Source organism: Pseudomonas sp. BMS12 (assembly GCF_001592875.1).
Lineage (GTDB): Bacteria > Pseudomonadota > Gammaproteobacteria > Pseudomonadales > Pseudomonadaceae > Aquipseudomonas.
Window position 1 is genome coordinate 108,036 of record NZ_LSOF01000010.1, and the last position, 17,013, is coordinate 125,048.

General features: G+C 54.2%; 16 protein-coding genes. 1 reads left to right on the forward strand and 15 read right to left on the reverse strand.

Going from position 1 to position 17,013, the window contains the following annotated elements; genetic code table 11:
• The first annotated feature begins 134 nt into the window (after positions 1-134).
• On the forward strand, positions 135-2,180 hold the full coding sequence (locus AYB31_RS10780; protein WP_236715539.1) for a hypothetical protein: 2,046 nt from the start codon (positions 135-137) through the stop codon (positions 2,178-2,180).
• A 48-nt stretch (positions 2,181-2,228) separates the two neighbouring features.
• On the opposite strand, the gene AYB31_RS10785 is transcribed toward AYB31_RS10780, so the two are convergent.
• The 15 genes from AYB31_RS10785 to AYB31_RS21135 all read right to left on the reverse strand — a co-directional run.
• Positions 2,229-3,008 carry a hydroxypyruvate isomerase family protein gene (locus AYB31_RS10785; RefSeq protein WP_068828493.1) on the reverse strand — a complete coding sequence of 260 codons (780 nt, stop codon included), beginning with the start codon at positions 3,006-3,008 and terminating at the stop codon, positions 2,229-2,231.
• On the reverse strand, positions 3,005-3,895 hold the full coding sequence (locus tag AYB31_RS10790; RefSeq protein ID WP_082805273.1) for an NAD(P)-dependent oxidoreductase: 891 nt from the start codon (positions 3,893-3,895) through the stop codon (positions 3,005-3,007). Before AYB31_RS10790 ends, AYB31_RS10785 begins: the two co-directional genes overlap by 4 nt.
• Positions 3,896-3,987: 92 nt before the next feature.
• Complete coding sequence (locus tag AYB31_RS10795; RefSeq protein ID WP_068828497.1) at positions 3,988-4,308, reverse strand: ComEA family DNA-binding protein; 321 nt, start codon at positions 4,306-4,308, stop codon at positions 3,988-3,990.
• Positions 4,309-4,395: 87 nt separating this feature from the next.
• Positions 4,396-6,378 carry a polysaccharide biosynthesis protein gene (locus tag AYB31_RS10800; RefSeq protein WP_068828499.1) on the reverse strand — a complete coding sequence of 661 codons (1,983 nt, stop codon included), beginning with the start codon at positions 6,376-6,378 and terminating at the stop codon, positions 4,396-4,398.
• A 70-nt stretch (positions 6,379-6,448) separates the two neighbouring features.
• Positions 6,449-7,000 (reverse strand): sugar transferase, encoded by a 552-nt coding sequence (locus AYB31_RS10805; protein ID WP_068828500.1) that lies wholly within the window; start codon positions 6,998-7,000, stop codon positions 6,449-6,451.
• Positions 6,984-7,919, reverse strand: a complete 936-nt coding sequence (locus AYB31_RS21125; RefSeq protein ID WP_082805274.1) for a UDP-glucose 4-epimerase family protein — start codon at positions 7,917-7,919, stop codon at positions 6,984-6,986. Before AYB31_RS21125 ends, AYB31_RS10805 begins: the two co-directional genes overlap by 17 nt.
• Positions 7,916-9,247, reverse strand: coding sequence for a UDP-glucose dehydrogenase family protein (locus AYB31_RS10810; RefSeq protein ID WP_068828512.1), 1,332 nt, complete (start codon positions 9,245-9,247; stop codon positions 7,916-7,918). The genes AYB31_RS21125 and AYB31_RS10810 overlap by 4 nt, the downstream gene beginning before the upstream one ends.
• A gap of 8 nt (positions 9,248-9,255) precedes the next feature.
• Positions 9,256-10,206 (reverse strand): UDP-glucuronic acid decarboxylase family protein, encoded by a 951-nt coding sequence (locus AYB31_RS10815; RefSeq protein WP_068828502.1) that lies wholly within the window; start codon positions 10,204-10,206, stop codon positions 9,256-9,258.
• Positions 10,203-10,997, reverse strand: a complete 795-nt coding sequence (locus tag AYB31_RS10820) for a glycosyltransferase family 2 protein (protein WP_068828504.1) — start codon at positions 10,995-10,997, stop codon at positions 10,203-10,205. The genes AYB31_RS10815 and AYB31_RS10820 overlap by 4 nt, the downstream gene beginning before the upstream one ends.
• On the reverse strand, positions 10,994-12,550 hold the full coding sequence (locus AYB31_RS10825; RefSeq protein WP_068828513.1) for a capsule biosynthesis protein: 1,557 nt from the start codon (positions 12,548-12,550) through the stop codon (positions 10,994-10,996). The genes AYB31_RS10820 and AYB31_RS10825 overlap by 4 nt, the downstream gene beginning before the upstream one ends.
• Positions 12,551-12,561: 11 nt before the next feature.
• Complete coding sequence (locus tag AYB31_RS21490) at positions 12,562-13,857, reverse strand: hypothetical protein (protein ID WP_153020697.1); 1,296 nt, start codon at positions 13,855-13,857, stop codon at positions 12,562-12,564.
• Entirely contained in the window at positions 13,844-14,935 is a 1,092-nt protein-coding gene (gene pseI, locus AYB31_RS10830; RefSeq protein WP_442961806.1) for a pseudaminic acid synthase, read from the reverse strand. Before pseI ends, AYB31_RS21490 begins: the two co-directional genes overlap by 14 nt.
• Positions 14,917-15,420: a UDP-4-amino-4,6-dideoxy-N-acetyl-beta-L-altrosamine N-acetyltransferase gene (gene pseH / locus AYB31_RS21130; protein WP_236715537.1), complete on the reverse strand. Its 504-nt coding sequence runs from the start codon at positions 15,418-15,420 to the stop codon at positions 14,917-14,919. The genes pseI and pseH overlap by 19 nt, the downstream gene beginning before the upstream one ends.
• Positions 15,417-16,508, reverse strand: coding sequence for a UDP-2,4-diacetamido-2,4,6-trideoxy-beta-L-altropyranose hydrolase (gene pseG / locus AYB31_RS10835; protein WP_236715538.1), 1,092 nt, complete (start codon positions 16,506-16,508; stop codon positions 15,417-15,419). The genes pseH and pseG overlap by 4 nt, the downstream gene beginning before the upstream one ends.
• On the reverse strand, positions 16,505-17,013 hold a 509-nt coding region (locus AYB31_RS21135), incomplete at its 5' end, for an SDR family oxidoreductase (protein WP_153020698.1). The genes AYB31_RS21135 and pseG, both read right to left, overlap by 4 nt.

Sequence of the window (17,013 nt, forward strand, 5' to 3'; positions counted from 1 at the left end):
CACGTACTGGAATGTCGACGATGAAAACAACTAAAGACGCAGATTCCTCCGTTTCCGAACCCCGCACCCTGATTCCTCCCGTCGAACCCGCCCCCCTTCCCCCCGTCGTCGCCCAGGCGGCCGGCGAGCAGTACATGTACTTCACCGAGCGCGACATCGAGCGCATCCTGGAAAACCTCGACGGCCTGCGCGAGCGGGTCTTTCCCCAGCTGCATGGCGACGACGCCCTGGATGCCCGACACGCCCAGCATTTCCCTTCGGTGTGTCTGATCGGCCTCGGTCGCTGCGGCTCCAACATCGCCCTTGACGTGGCCTCGCTGGTGTACAACGCCCGGCGTTTCTACCTCAACGAATTCAGCAACCAGGAACGTCCGGCCGAGCAGCGCCCGGCCGGCTGGCTACGCAGCAACCTGCGCCTGTCCTCGGGGCGCGGCGCCAAACCGGTGTTCCTGATCGAGCCGCTGGTGATGCTGGGCGACCTGGACAAGGACATCGAGGGGCGCATCCGCTTCTCGCGCAAGGCGGAGAACGGCGGCTTCCTCGACGACTACAGCAAGATGAAGATCATGGACCTGTCCGAGGTCCATGCGGGTGGCGCCGGTAACGCGCCGATCCTCGGCCAGTACCTGGCCAAGATCATTCTCAACAAGGACACCCAGCGCTTTTCCAACGCCGACTGGAAGTTCATCCACAGTTACCTGATCGACTCCTGCGGCATCAAGGCCAACCAGTCGCGCCTGTACTTCTACATCTTCAGCGCCGGCGGCGGCACGGGCTCGGGCATGGCCTCGGAGTTCGGCCTGGCTCAGCAGTTCGCTTACATGAGCAAGACCTTCGAGACCAAGCAGGACAGCACCAGCGACGAGAATCGCGACCACTCCTTCGTCTTCGAACCGATCTTCACCAGCGGCATCTGCATCCTGCCGAACATCTCCGACCAGCGCATCGAGATGTCCGAGGCCCTGCATATCAATGCCGGGCGCCTGCTGTGCAAATACCTGTCGGAAGAGTGGGACTTCTCCTACAACTTCGACAGCGAGGAGACCGGCGAAGAAAGCGTGATGCGCCGCATCCGCCCGTGGAACGCCATGATGCTGATCTCCAACGACATCATGCGCTACGCCGAGGAAAGCGACGGCGGCAACGTGCAGAACATCGACGTGAATGCCATGGAGCGCCACGCCAACCAGTACATCTCGCAGCAGATCTTCAACATCCTCACCGCCCAGGCAGTGACCACCGACTACGACCAGAACTACTTCCGTCGCGCCGGCATCGACATCGGCGAAACCATCCGTCTCGACGCCAACGACCTGTTCATGAGCCTGGCCGGCCCAGTGGCGGTGGCCTATGCGGAGTCGGTGGTGGCCGAACAGGCAGCCCCGGCGCCGACCGACAAGTTCAAGGTGTTCGACAAGGAGCAGCCCAAGCTCAATATCGATGACCTGTTCTTCCGCTCCATCGACCTGCCGCACTTCAACAAGGCGACCCAGGCCATCGAGGGCATCAGCCTGCTGCCGATCGAGGCCAAGCGCTACCGTGCGGCCCTGGAGCAGTACAAGAAAGGCGGCTTCGACGCCAGCGCCCTGAGCGATCTGCACTTCTTCAAGAACTGCTCCTCGGTGGTGTCCATCGTCTCCCTGCCCAAGGACTACAAGCTGTCCTACATGGACCTGAACCGCCTGAAGAGCCACCTCAACAGCCTGTTCCCCAACACCACGCTCAAGCGCTACGCCCTGGTCATCGGCGCCTCGGCCAACCTGTCGTTGACCACCCTGATCGTCAAAAGCCCGTGCCTCTCGGACGATTTCCTGACCCTGATCGTGGCCTTCATCAAGCGCTGCTTCGCCCGCGACCAGTACCGCTACGACGAAAGCCTGGACAACGCCATGCTCGACTTCATCGTCTCCGAGGAGTTCGATGAAGCGCTGATCGAGACCATGCTCAACGAGTACGAGAACCCGGCGAAGATCCTCGACACCAACTGGTACGCGATCAAGCCGATGTACGAGAAGAAGTACCGCGAGCTGATCCATGACACCGACAAGTTCGTCTCGATCAACGATATCCGCCTGTCCCGCGAGAGCGTGAAGAAGGCGATCAAGTACCTGCGCGAAATCTATCGCCACCGCGTCGGCAAGACCCGCGTGATCTCTCTCAACGACTACCCCAGGGACTGACAAGTCGCCCCGAGAACAAGAAGGGCCCGCGGATGCGGGCCTTTTCATTCATGCCTTGCGCCAGCGCCTCAACCAGTCGAGGCTGGCCAGCGTTGGCCCGGCTGGCTTGTACTCCGCCCCCAACCAGCCCTGATAACCGCTTGCTTCCAGCCGACGCAGCAGCGGATCGAAATCCAGCTCGCCACTGCCCGGCGCACCCCGCCCGGGGCAATCGGCAAACTGCACATGACCGATGCGCCCCGCCAGCAGATCGATGCCAGCCGCAATATCCAGTTCCTGCCGAGCCATGTGGTAGAGGTCGAACTGCGCCAGGCAGTTGGGGTGATCGACCCAACGCAATAACTGATCCAGCTGTTCCGGGGTATTGACCAGAAAGCCCGGCATATCCAGCGGGTTGATCGCTTCGCACAGCACCCGGATACCGAGTGACTCGAAAGCCTCTGCAGTCTGGTGCAGGTTGGCGACCAGACAGCTCAGCGCCTGCTCGCGCTCCAGCCCCGCCAACAAACGACCAGGCAGCACATTGACGCACTGTGGGCGGGTCATGGCCGCATAGGTCAGCGCCTGCTGCAGGGCGGCATCGAACTCCGCCTGACGCGCCGGCACGGCGGCCAGCCCGGCACCGCCGCTCATCAGATCACCGGCAGGTAGATTGATCAGCACCAGTGGCAGACCGGCACGTTCCAGCAGCTCTTTCAGGCGCAGCGCCGGCAGCTCGTAGGGAAACTGGATTTCCACTCCATCGAAACCGGCTGCGACAGCGGCCTGCACGCGATCGGCCAACGGCAGCTCGGCAAACAGCAGCGACAGGTTGGCGCATATCTTCATGGCGTTTGCTCACGGAACAGGCTGACCAGGGTCGCCGGGTCCTGCTCCAGATGCCCCTGGCTGCCGTGCAAACGCATCAGCTGCGCCGCCAGCCCGCTCATGGGCGTTGCCCCGCCCTGCTCGCGAGCCAGTTTGACTGCGGTGTCCAGATCCTTGAGCAGAGTACGCACATGCCACTTGATCGGCTCGAAGCGGCTCTCGGCCATCTGCGGCGCCAGAATCTGCAACGGCTTGGAATCCGCAAAGCCACCGGCCAAAGCCGGCGCCAGCAGCTCGGCATCGACGCCGGCGCGCTCGGCCAACGCCACCACTTCGGCAATCACCAGGGCATTGCAGGCCACCAGCATCTGATTGCAGACCTTGGTCACTTGGCCTGCGCCCACGTCGCCCATTCGCGTCAGGCGCTGACCCAGATGCGTCAACAGCGGACGCACGCGCTCGACATCCTCTTCGCGGCCGCCCGCCATGATCGCCAACGAGCCACTTTCCGCGCCTTGGACTCCACCCGATACCGGAGCATCGACCCAACGCATGCCGCTGCGCGCTTCCAGCTCGGCCGCCATCTCGCGGGTCGCCGCCGGGTCCAGGCTGGAGAAATCCACCAACAGCTGGCCCGGTTTCGCCTGCTCGGCTATGCCGCCAGGCCCGAACACCACTGCACGCACCGCGGCTGTGTCGGCCAGACACACCATGACCAGATCGACCTTGGCACACAGCTCGGCGGGAGACGGCTCCAACACCGCACCCTGCGCCAGCAAAGGGCTGCACTTATCGGCAGAACGGTTCCAGACATGCAGCGCATAACCGGCGGCCAGCAGGCGTTGACACATGGGCAGCCCCATGAGGCCGATACCGACGAAACCGAGAGTAGGTAGGGATGACGACACGCGCGGGCTCCTGGTCGAATGGGAGCCGCATTGTAGCGCCACCGAAAAGCAAAAAAGCCGGTCGCTGACCGGCTTTTCCTGCGCAGCTAGCGTCAGTTGACGCTCAGACGAGTGCGATTCTTTTCCAACGTGGCCGGGCCGATACCCTTGACTTCCAGCAGCTCATCCACCGAAGCGAAAGGGCCATTGCTGGTGCGGTGGTCGACGATTGCCTGGGCCTTGACCTCGCCAATACCAACCAGCTCCGCCTGCAGCGTAGCGACATCGGCCGTATTGAGATTGACCACAGCCGAGCTCACCTGCTGAGCCTCGACAACCGGCTCTGGCTGGGCTTTGGACTCGACGGCAGCGGCGTTGAAGGAGAATGCGGTAAGGCAGGAAAACAGCAGTGCAGCAAGATGCATCTTGGACATGGCGAAAGCTCCTTTTCATAGTGGGTGCGTGACGTCCCATCACGCACCTTGAAAGCTAGTCATCCGCCAACAGCTGTCAAACCGCCACTATTGATCTTTTGTGCGCCGCTGCACATGAATCCAGTCGACTATTTCACCTTCCGGCGCATAACCACTCACGGTTTCCCGCAACAACTGCCGAACCCGGTCGTAGTCGTCGTGCTGCAACGCGCCGAGGATTTCATCCAGTACTGTCTTCAGGCTCTCCCACGGCAAGTGTTCTTCGCTGGCGCGCATGATCATCGGATGCTCGGTCGGGCTGACGTTATCGCCGATCAACAACTCTTCGTAGAGCTTCTCGCCGGGGCGCAGACCGGTGAACTCGATGGTGATATCACCATGGGGGTTGAGCTCATCGCACATAGACAAGCCCGACAGACGGATCATCTTTTCTGCCAGGTCGGAGATCTTCACTGGTTCCCCCATGTCCAGCACGAATACATCCCCTCCCAACCCCATCGAACCGGCTTGAATAACAAGCTGCGCCGCCTCAGGGATCGTCATGAAATAGCGAGTGATGTTCGGATGCGTCACCGTCACCGGTCCACCGTGCCTAATCTGCTCCCTAAATAACGGAATCACCGACCCGGAAGAGCCCAGCACATTACCGAAGCGCACCATGGTGAAACGAGTCTTGTTGACCTGAAGGACGCCTGAACCATCCCCAAACAACAAGGGCGCAGATTCACTGCTCAACGCCTGCAGCACCATCTCGGCGAGCCGCTTGGTGCTGCCCATCACATTGGTAGGGCGTACTGCCTTGTCGGTCGAAATCAAAACGAAATTGGCAACACCCGCCTTTATCGAGGCCTGCGCTGTGTTGAGGGTGCCAACCAGATTATTGAGCACGCCCTCGGAGACGTTATGCTCGACCATCGGCACGTGCTTGTATGCGGCGGAGTGATAGACGGTGTTGACCCGCCAGGTCTGCAGAATGCCGAGCAATCGCTCGGCATTACGGATAGTTCCTAGAATTGGCACCAGCTTGATCGGTAGCGACTCCCGCTCGATACGCTGCTGCAATTCACCGTGGACACTGTAGAGATTGAATTCACTGTGTTCGAACAGCAGCAGAGTACGCGCACCGCTCGCCAAGATCTGCCGACACAGCTCCGACCCGATTGAGCCGCCAGCACCGGTCACCAGAATTACCTGATCCTTGATGCAACGCTCGAATAGATCTTGCCTGGGAGGCACCGCATCGCGTCCGAGAAGATCGGCAATGTCGACCTCCTGAATATCCTCGACCTTCACTCGTCCACTGGCCAGTTCGGTAAACCCCGGCACGCTGCGCACATGCAATGCATAAGGTTCAAGCGCCTCGAGAATGTCACGTCTGCGTGCACGTGAAATCGAAGGCATAGCCAGCAGAATCTCATCCGCCCCGGTCTCGTCGATCATCTGCTGGATATGCTTGGGGGTGTAGACACGCAGCCCAGCGATCACCCGATTGGCAACTCCGTCATCGTCATCCACGAATGCTACGGGGCGCATCGTCTTGCTCAAGCGCAAGGCCGCCAAAAGCTGATTACCTGCAGTGCCGGCGCCATAAATAGCCACCCGAGCGACGCCAGCCCCAGTGTCACGCTGCCAATTCAACGGATCCAGCCAATTACCGATAAAGAACTGGCGCATTGCAAGACGCAAACCGCCAAGCAGCAGCAGGCTGAGCCACCAGTAATTGAAAACCATCGAGCGGGGCACAATTTCCGTCGGCCCGCGATACCAATAGACCGCAAGAGCTAGAACCAGCGCAGACAAAGTGACAGCCTTGGCGATAGTCAGAAGCGCGTCGCCGCCGACGTAGCGCATCACTGCCCGATACATTCCCATACGAATGAAAATGGGCAACGCAATGAGAGGTGCCGTGACAAACAACCAACCGTGCCCATCGAAGGGCTTGGCTGCAAAAAAATCACCCAGCCTTACAGCAAACGACAACCAAAGCGCCAACCAGACCAGTAGCGTATCGACCGTAAGCTGCATCAAACGCTTCTGTCGCCTGGGTAGAGCCACTAAAAATTCACGCATAACCCTAATCCACCAACCTAACGTGCGAGCCATGACCTACAAACGCATCTAGATAGGTAAAGGCAGAGCCTCAGCGCACCACTCGATCACCGCCACCCTTCCCGAGAGCAGTCTGCATGATCAACCTGAAATACAAGGAAAGCGACATAGACCGAATCATCTGAGCATCCGTTTCAGCCAAAAGCCTAGGCGTGGACATATCAATGCCCTGAACCTGAGCGACACCAGTTATACCTGGGCGCACGTCGAACACCCCAAACGCCTTACGCTCGGCAATCAGCTCGTCTTGATTGAACAGATTGGGACGCGGCCCGACCAGGCTCATATCCCCCTTGAGAACGTTCCAAAGTTGCGGCAGCTCATCCAGCTTGGTGCTCCGCAAAAAACCGCCCATCGATGTGATCGATGCAGAAGATGCCAAATGGCTCGCCACCGAAGCGGTTTCGACCTTCATGGTGCGAAACTTAACAAGGATGAAAGGCTTCTGATGGCGCCCTACCCGCTCCTGACAAAAGAGCGGTGAACCAGTATCGAAAAGCCCCAGCACATAGATAAGCAATAGCAAGGGAAAGCCAAGCACCAGACCCAACGAAGCAAACAACAAATCAAACAGACGAATCACGCATACACCTTCTTAACCCTTCTTCTACGGAAACCGGCGGTTCCCATCCCAATAAGTTACGCGCCTTGCTGATATCAACCTGCAGCGAATCCAACAAGCTATGGGCCATGCTCTTTTTTCCCAATGCGCTGGCAGTCAACCGCAGCAAAGCGACAGGTAGTGGAATCAAACGCGCAGGCCGCCCCATGGAACCAGCCACGCCACGCAACAATTCAGCAATCGATATATCATCGCCATCACCCGCAAGGAACAATTCATTGGCAGCTGCAGGATGGTCAATGCAGCGAATAATCAGGTCAACCAGGTTATCGACACCGATCAGGGAGCGCTTGTTATGAACCGAGCCAAACGGTAAAGGAATACCTCTACCAACCCAACGCATCAGGCTGGAAAAATTACCAGGCGCCCCAGCGCCATATACCAGAGGAGGACGGATAATAACGAGCTCCATGCCACTTCTTTCGGCCAGCCTTCGCAGAGCGACTTCAGCCTCATACTTTGATCGCGCATAAGGCGAATGCGGCTCCGGCAGGCTTGCCTCTGTGAAAGGGCGACCATCTTGTGTAAACGCACCATTCACGCCAATTGAGCTGATGAAAACAAAACGCCTGACACCTGCTTCAATCGCCTGGACAGCCAATTCTTCGGAAAGCCTGCAGTTGGCAGCCCTGAAGCATTCCAGCGAATCGACACTATTCTCACGGAGTTGGTGCACCCTGCCAGCCAGATGAACTACACAATCAACACCCTCAAGGGCTTTGCCCGAAACCTGCTGATCATCTATCGAGCCTTCGAAGAACTCAGTAGCAATCCCAGGCCGTGTCCGCCCCAAGGTGCGAACACCATCACCCTGCTCCACCAAACGCTTAGCAAGGGCGCCGCCCACAAAGCCAGAAGCCCCTGTTATCAGGATGGTCATTGAGTCAATCCGCGACCGATAGCGTGATAAAGCAAACCAGCCTCTGCCATCTCAACCGGATCGAACAGATTCCTGCCATCGACTACGACCGGAAAACGCAGACTCGTTTTGAGCAAAGACGGGTCAATGGTGCGGAATGCCTTCCATTCGGTACAAATGACGAGCGCATCGGCGCCCCTGAGAGCGGCCTCACGAGATTCGCACAACACCAAATCAGTACGCTCACCATAGATTCGCCGGCACTCCTGCATCGCCTCAGGATCAAAAGCCTGCACGCAGGCTCCCGCCTGCCAAAGGGCCTCCATCAGAACCCGGCTGGGGGCATCGCGCATGTCGTCGGTATTTGGCTTGAATGCAAGCCCCCACAGCGCAACCGTCTTGCCAGCGAGCTGGCCATCGAAAGCACGCGACAGCTTGTCAAACAACACCTGTTTTTGGCGCTGGTTCACGCGCTCGACCGCCAGTAGGAGGTCTGGCTCGACTCCGACCTCCATAGCAGTACGTGCCAGCGCCTGTACATCTTTGGGGAAGCACGAACCACCGTAACCACAGCCAGGATAAATGAAGTGATAGCCAATCCGGGGATCCGAACCAATACCAAGGCGTACCTGCTCGATGTCCGCACCCAGACGTTCGGCCAGAGCAGCCATCTCGTTCATGAAACTGATCTTGGTTGCCAAAATCGCGTTGGCGGCATATTTGGTCAGTTCTGCTGAGCGCACGTCCATGAGCATCAACTTATCGTGATTGCGATTGTAAGGTGCGTAGCAGTGACGCATAACATCACGCACCTCAAGAGAATCCGTTCCAACAACGATACGCGCACCTTTGGTGAAGTCCTCGATTGCAGCGCCCTCTTTCAAGAACTCCGGATTCGAACACACCTCAAAATCAACCTGCACAGCGCGCTCGGCCAATATCGAATCGATACGATCACGTACCTTGTCTGCCGTACCAACGGGAACAGTTGACTTGTCAATGACAACTTTTTTATCAGTCATGTGACGGCCGATTGTAGCTGCCACCTCCAACACGTATTTCAGGTCAGCCTTGCCATCCTCATCAGGTGGAGTACCAACAGCAATGAACTGCAAGTAACCATGATCGACACCAGCAGCCGCATCCGTCGAAAAGTTCAAGCGACCTGCCTTGGAGTTTTTGAGGATCATCTCCTCAAGCCCTGGCTCATAAATAGGAATGATGCCGCGATTAAGGCCATCGATCTTGTTTTGGTCGACATCGATGCACATGACCGAATGCCCAACGTCAGCCAAGCAAGCCCCGGTTACCAAACCGACATAGCCGCTGCCAAAAACCGTAATTCTCATCAGCGAACTCAAACCAGCGGCTCCTCTTTGAGCAAAGCATCAAAATAGCTGATGGTCTTTTCCAGGCCGTTATCCAGTGCAATGGCGGGCTGCCAATCGAGAACCGCTTTTGCCTGAGTAATGTCGGGTTGGCGTTGTTTGGGATCATCTTGAGGCAAAGGACGGAACACCAGCTTCGAAGAAGAACCAGTAAGCGCCAAAACACGCTTGGCTAGCTGAAGCATGGTGAACTCACCCGGGTTGCCTAAGTTTATCGGCCCGGTCACATTATCGGACGTGCCCATCAGGCGTACAAAGCCATCGATCAAGTCATCAACGTAACAGAAGCTTCGAGTTTGCTGACCTTCCCCGTAAATGGTGATGTCCTGCCCACGCAAGGCCTGAACGATGAAGTTACTCACGACACGCCCATCATTGGGATGCATTCGTGGGCCATAGGTGTTGAAGATGCGGGCAATCTTGATTCTTACACCATGCTGCCTGTGATAATCGGAGAAAAGCGTTTCAGCACAGCGCTTACCTTCGTCATAGCAAGAGCGAATACCGATGGGATTTACGCGCCCCCAATACGACTCGGGCTGAGGGTGCACCTCAGGATCACCATAAACTTCGCTGGTCGATGCCTGAAAAACCTTCGCCTTGGTACGTTTGGCAAGCCCCAGTACGTTGATAGCACCATGCACACAGGTCTTGAGCGTCTGTACGGGGTCGAACTGATAATGCACAGGCGATGCCGGGCAAGCGAGGTTATAAATTTCATCGACCTCGACATAAAGCGGGAACGTCACATCATGGCGAATCAACTCAAAATAAGGATTGCTCAGCAGATGGGCAATATTACGCTTGGTTCCTGTGAAGAAATTGTCGACACACAACACTTCGTTGCCTTCGGACAATAACCGCTCACAAAGATGTGAGCCGAGAAAGCCGGCTCCGCCGGTCACCATGATCCGTTTCATAGACCTTTCCTTAAAATACGGTAATAAAAACCACCCAGCGCGTGGGTAACGGTAAATAGCGCCGCCGCTGAAACTCGAGTATTGGGAAACTCCCTATGCAGCATATACATTCGCTCCAACATGTAACGCTTGGAGCCGGAAATCTGGCCTGCGATACGACGATAATTAAGCAGTGGGCACTTAACTTTCCAATTCACAATTCCACTGTCGAGGATCCTTAACCAGCAGTGGTAATCCTCCACAGCCTTGTAGCGGATATCCTCATTGAACGGGAATGCGATCATCAGCTCACGTGTCACAAGCACACTTGAAGTGGGAATCCGCCCCTTGAGGCGCTGCCGAGTAAAGGTTACTGCTTCCAGCCCAGCCCCCGTCACGGCAGGAAAAGTCAAGCCAGACTCATCCCAGAAATCCTTCATCTGTGAGCTAACGAATACTGCAGACTTCGCCTCGGCTGCTTCCAACTGCATGGTGAGCTTCGCCGGATGCCATATATCATCAGCATCAAGGAATGCAATCCAATGCCCTCTAGCCTCACGTACGCCTATGTTACGGGGTGCCGCCGGGGCGCCATTATTTTTCGTGAGGGCAATCAAGCGAATCCTTTCGTCACGCGCAGCATAGGCCGCGACGACCTCTCGAGTAGAGTCCTCAGAGCAATCGTCAATGACGAGCAACTCCCAATCTTGGAAAATTTGCGCAAGAACAGACTCGATAGTTCGCCCAATCAGCTTTTCTGCATTGTAAGACGGCGTGACGATAGTAACCGCCGGGATACCTACTTGATTCAACCTCTATCTCCCCTAGGCAACATGGCCCTGAAGTCATCGACCCAACGCAAAGCCGGGCGACGCTTGATTTCCATTACCGGCAGCATGCGCCTTGGCACTTCGTAATCCGCAAGCTCTCCCCAATTTTTTTCCTTCAGCAACTCAAGGATGGGATTTTCTTCGCTTCCAGATGCGCCATAGACAGGATCGTCCGCGACCAGAACACCTGTTTTAAACATATTGATTATCCGACCAGCATCCGCCCCTTGGAAATATTGATAACGCGTGGTTTCAATGGGGCGAACGTAATCGACGAACTGAGGATGACGGTGGGAGCGCACATAGATAAACCGCAGCGTCTTGCGCATTACTAGGTCGGGGTCGAGATCTGTACGTGCATGGGGCTCATACATACTTGTCTTATTAGGAAAGGCTCTAACAAACCCTGCCCGCGCGTAGCTCGAGGGGCCGAGGCAAATGACTTGCTTACCGCAGGCCCCCGCCTCGACTGCAGAACTCCCCCCATTGAGCACGACAATATCGGCTTGCTGGATAAGGTCGTATGTATTGGCCTTTTGTTCGCTGGACACACAATGAACGCCGCGCAGGTGAGCCCACTTCTTATAAAGTGTCAGTGACCGATCACCACCAACTTGTCCGATTTTCTCGGCCCAGTTTGGATGGCAACGCAGCACAACCTGCTCTGGCTTTATTGAAAATGCCTCGAAGAAATCGTCAAGGGCTTGAGTATTATCAATCCAAGGCGATTTCCACTCGGCATGACCGGCAAACTCATTCTTGCTGCTGGGCAGTATCAAGACACGCAAGCCATCTGACTTGAGAGGCCAAGGCGCCGGCTCTGGATTCGTATTGTAAAGGCGCCACTCAAGAGAGTTGCGCTGAAGGAAGCGCTCGCCGATATGCCTACCTGCAATTCTCGCCTGCGCCAAAGTCAGTGGCCGCTCATCAAATTCGGCCACCATATCACTCACCGCCTTGAGCGACAGGCAATTCGCATTCGGCGTCAAGTTAAGCCCTTGGCTGAACCAGGGACGCTCGTGAGTAATAAAAGGAACTTCGGCTTGTTCGCATGCGAAGGTCACCGCACGCGTCAAGTCCATCCGCCCATTAAAACAGATGACACCTTCAATATCGTTGTCTTCAATCCAGCGCCGCGTACTCGAATAAGTGCTTGCAATGGGCTCGTAGAGCGACTGCCGCACCCGAACCACTTCAGGCTCCAGCCACTCCTTTTCTGACTCGGTGCGCGTCAATGTGCAGGAACTAGACAACGCGAGCTCGTCCAGAATGGACTCAGGCAGCTCACTGAATGAAGCCTGTCGAATCGAAGTAACAGCTCCCCCAGTGTAGCTTCGGACGCCTCCTATCATACATTTAGCGCACTCCTTAAGCTTACTGGTACCTTTGATTGCACGAGGGTAACAGTTGCTCAATGCAGAGTCACAAGTCAGAAAGAAGATGTCATGACCTGCATGCTCCAACAGCGTGGCCAAGTAATAAAGCTGTTCGACATGAGGCCGAAATGAAAAAATATTTGCGAAACCAATCTTCACAATCACACCTCTCAAGTCGAGTAAAATATTCGAAGAACCAAAAAATAAAAACACAAACAAAACATTAAAAAAACAAAAGACACAACATTCAAAACAGATAGAACAGGAGAAACCAGTAATACCATGTAAAAAAAATAAAAAAACAAGACCGAGAAAAAACTCTTATAGAAGCGCAAAAAAAACACAGCCAACGCGAGAAAACACCCAATAACCCCCGCCCCAATCCAAACACCCCAAAGCCCCCAGCTATAATAGAGAGAGCCCGGCATAGAGTTAAACAAACCAGAAAACCTATACTCGCCCACTTCAAGCTGAAATAAGCGAGATAAGATATTTAGCACAGCCCCGAAGACGGGATCACCGCCCGCCTCTAAAGGTGAATAACTTACGTTCTCAGCAAGCACCCAAAATATATGCGTACAATATAAAACCGTGAGATAGAAATAATTTTTTACATCACAAAGAAATTCTCCACCACACAACTGAGAAGGCAGCAGAGAAACACCATGGAGATGAAGCAAAAATTTATTCAAATATTCAAGCGAGCCATCCCCCCCCACAGAAGAACGCATATAAAAAACATAAATAAAAACAAATAAAAAAAGAACCACCAAAGCACCACACAACAACAAAAATCTAGCCTTTAAAAAAATCTTAAAAGATGAAAATCCCGCTATAACCCTGGCAACCAAAACCGTTAAGAGAGTCAAAATAAAAACTGCAATAATCGCCCTTCCCCCGAGCAAATAAGAACCCACAAACACGCACATGCAGATAACGAAAAGATAAAACAAAAAGCGCTTCCAACCCAAAAAATCCCTATAAAAAAAAACAGAGACCAATGCAAAAAAATATGAGAACTGAAATAAATTCCCAAAAAAACTAAAGACGGAAGAGACAGAACCATCAGAAGTAGCATTCAGAGCATCGCGAATTTCAACAAAGTTATTCACACTGAAGTCGATGCCTCGATAAAAAACCCTATCTATGAATAAAGAAAAAATCGCCAACACCGAGACAAGCAAAGAGATGTGTACAACTTGCAAAAGGCCGGACGGAAGACCATTCCGCCCATTCCTATTGGAGGACCCACTTACAAAGAACAGCGAGAGGAAATAAGACAATAATAGAACACAAAAAAAAGAAGCATAGATTAAATACGCTGGCCCCACATCCGCATAGGCAGATGTAAACGGCAACGCCACATCTAAGGCAAGCAATAAAATAGCGCCAAATATAGCAAAAAGAACACTACCAACAGCCACGCCAAATTCTTTTTGCGAACTCAAAAAATCAAGCCTTATCACTTAGAACACTCCACATCACCGCTGATCCAGCGGCAACATCAAAACTTAAACGACGCCCAATCACATCACTCATAAACTTAGGCGCCACACCAAAGCCCGGTCTAACGCTCCTAATTGAGCCTGGAGTTACAACATCCCCTGCTTTCAAATCCTTTACAAAATACAGAGAACGCCTAAATTTGACATTGCCCTGCTCGCTCGATTTACGTCCATAATCCACTTGTCCCAACGCCTGCCAAGCTGTCTTGGTATCACGACAAAGAGCAACGAGCTCATGAGGCTCAAGAGAAAAGCTGTCATCAGGCCCCCCGCCGGATCGGTCTAGAGTGAAGTGCTTTTCAATAATGGAAGCGCCCAAAGCGACGCTCGTGATTGCCGTAGTGTTATCCAGCGTATGATCGGACAACCCAGTTACCAAGCCATGCCGAGCGATCATGTCCGGGATCGTACGCAAATTGTAATCTTCAGCCGGTGCCGGGTAACCGCTGACGCAATGCAATATGGCCAGCTCCTTGCAACCACCTTCACGAGCGGCCTCAATGGCCTCAGCAATTTCCTCAGAGTCAGCCATACCGGTAGAAATGATCATCGGTTTCCCAGTACTGGCAACGTACTTGATCAACGGCAAGTCTACAGCCTCGAAAGACGCAATTTTGTAGGCTGGCGCGTTGAGATTCTCAAGAAGGTCCACTGCAGTGTTATCAAAAGGCGAACTAAAAATGGTGATACCTATTCTGCGCGCATGCTCGAATAGCGGTTTATGCCACTCCCAAGGCATGTGCGCCTCTTTATATAACTGGTAGAGAGTTTTTCCATCCCACAAACCACCACGAATCTGAAACTCTTCAGCATTACTATTTAAAGTGATCGTATCGGCTGTATAAGTCTGCAGCTTAATAGCATCAGCCCCAGCGTTCTTTGCCTCCTCAATGATCCTGAGCGCAGTTTCAAGCCGGCCATTATGATTCGCAGAAAGTTCAGCAATAATGTAAGGTAACTCGCACATGCCAATACGGCGACCAGCAATACTAATACAGGAACTGTTCATAACATCAACTCTCACAATGGGGGTTGCCATTCGCTGCTCAGCAAACCGAAATGCATGACTGAGTGATAGCTTTCACCATCGTAATGCTGATCACGCAATTCACCTTCACACTTAAAACCCAGACGTAAATGAAACCTGATTGATCGCTCATTAAAAGCCAGTGCCTGACCACAGACTTTATGCAGGCCGAGTACTGTATACGCAAACGCCAATGCTGTGACGCCCAGTCGATGCCCAACTCCACGGGGCGCCACCGGATCGAGATAAAAACCCCAATCAGCTACATGGCCTGGTACCGTCTGGTTAATATTGATGAATCCGAGAGGCACTGACCCGCTTTCAAAAATAAGCAAATTGCGGCCAGGATTACGCTGACTGTTTTCAAACCAGCTACGGTGCTCCAGAGACGTTATCTCATGCTGGGTGTACATAAACTTGCGTACATCTGGATGGTTGCGCCACTCAAGGACACGCGCAAGGTCTTCTTCACGCATATTCCTTACAATGTCATTCATCGCCGTGCCTCCATGGTTTCCAGCACACGCGCGCATCCCAGCCCATCGGCAATATGACTGGCAGCAATACTGAACTGCTGAAGCGCCTGGGGCTCATTCATCATGACCAATGCATCCTGAAGTTGACGCCTCAGTGATACGGAAGCATCAATGAGCAGGGCCGCGCCTCTCCCTGCCAACGCAAGCCCACCATCTTTCTGATTCTCGGCCAATATTACTAATAACGTAGGCAGCCCAAGGCAGCACCTCTCCCACGAACTACCGCCCGCCGCACCAATCGCGAGGTCAGCATCGGCCATGCGCTGTGCCATGTTATTAATCCCACAAAGCACCTCGACCGACCATGGAGAGCCGTTGGCTGTTTCAAGCACCGTTTGCAGATTTGGGGAGGTACGCCCTAGCACTACAGTGAATCGAGTGCGGATAGGAAGCTCTAATTTTTTCAACGCCTCCAGAAGAAGACCGGTATGGTTGGATTGATCGACACCACCCAGGGAGATCAGTATGTTCTCCAACCTCGAATTCTGGCGTCTGATCATTGAGCCGTGGCGTAACTCCGCGAACTCCGGACGCAGAAGAGCGTAATGCGGGCCCGTAAGGATTGCGCAATCTTGCGGCAACAAATCCTGATAATCGAGACGAGAACGCCCCAGGTTCTGATCCAGCAGCAGGTCACAACTATGCTGTCTATCTGCAAGGTCATCAATTACCAACACGCGGCAGCCGACAGGCCGCACGCTTACTTCCCATCGATGATCCAACGCATAGTGATCAACCACAAGCCAGTCAGGGCACCAGGATGCAAGTAGCCCCTTGCAAGACAATGCATCTTCAGCCTGGGACGCGCCCAGCCACTGCGCATGCGCCAGTTCGCTATCGAGCTCACTGCCGACAGGCAGAGCATGCACCGCAAAACCTTCATCGCTGATCAGCTTCAGAAGATTGCCCGGATGCTCGCGAGAGATAAACAGGCAATCGTGTCCGCGTTCACGCAGCGCACGGGCTAGCGTCAGACAACGCATGATGTGCCCTGTGCCTATTTGCAATGAAGCATCTGCACGTATAGCAATCCGCATTTTGCCGCTCACCACGACGTCCAACCGCCATCGACGCTAATATTGGCGCCATTGACGAACGAGGAAGCAGAAGAAGCCAGAAATAGTACAGGCCCCTTGATTTCATCTGAGTACCCTATGCGACCAAGCGGTACCTTTTTTGACAACGACTCAACGAATGAGGGGTTGTCTATCTGCACGGATTTGGAAGGAAACGGCCCAGGAGAAAGACTATTTACACGAATGTTCTCACGGCCAAACTCACAGGCAGCATAACGCGACCACTGAATCAAGCCAGCCTTTGCAGCACCATAGAACGGCGGGTTTACAGATTGCGGAGAGCTGTATACACCATGATCCGGGCTCACTAATCCATACATTGACGCAATATTAATTACGCTTGCATAACCGGATTTTTCTACAGCTTGACGTAAACAAGGTAAAGCGTGGCGCAACATATTGTGCGCCGCAACCAATGTAACTTCGTAGCTTTTGATATAAGAGAGCGAATCGGAAATTTCGATCGTGCCCCCCCCCC

Excerpts from the sequence above, each read along its gene's own strand:
- AYB31_RS10780 (WP_236715539.1), top strand. The coding sequence starts at position 135 with ATGTACTTCACCGAGCGCGACATCGAGCGCATCCTGGAAAACCTCGAC.
- AYB31_RS10785 (WP_068828493.1), bottom strand. The coding sequence starts at position 3,008 with ATGAAGATATGCGCCAACCTGTCGCTGCTGTTTGCCGAGCTGCCGTTG.
- AYB31_RS10795 (WP_068828497.1), bottom strand. The coding sequence starts at position 4,308 with ATGTCCAAGATGCATCTTGCTGCACTGCTGTTTTCCTGCCTTACCGCA.
- AYB31_RS10800 (WP_068828499.1), bottom strand. The coding sequence starts at position 6,378 with ATGCGTGAATTTTTAGTGGCTCTACCCAGGCGACAGAAGCGTTTGATG.
- AYB31_RS21125 (WP_082805274.1), bottom strand. The coding sequence starts at position 7,919 with ATGACCATCCTGATAACAGGGGCTTCTGGCTTTGTGGGCGGCGCCCTT.
- AYB31_RS10810 (WP_068828512.1), bottom strand. The coding sequence starts at position 9,247 with ATGAGAATTACGGTTTTTGGCAGCGGCTATGTCGGTTTGGTAACCGGG.
- AYB31_RS10815 (WP_068828502.1), bottom strand. The coding sequence starts at position 10,206 with ATGAAACGGATCATGGTGACCGGCGGAGCCGGCTTTCTCGGCTCACAT.
- pseI (WP_442961806.1), bottom strand. The coding sequence starts at position 14,935 with ATGGCAACCCCCATTGTGAGAGTTGATGTTATGAACAGTTCCTGTATT.
- pseH (WP_236715537.1), bottom strand. The coding sequence starts at position 15,420 with ATGAATGACATTGTAAGGAATATGCGTGAAGAAGACCTTGCGCGTGTC.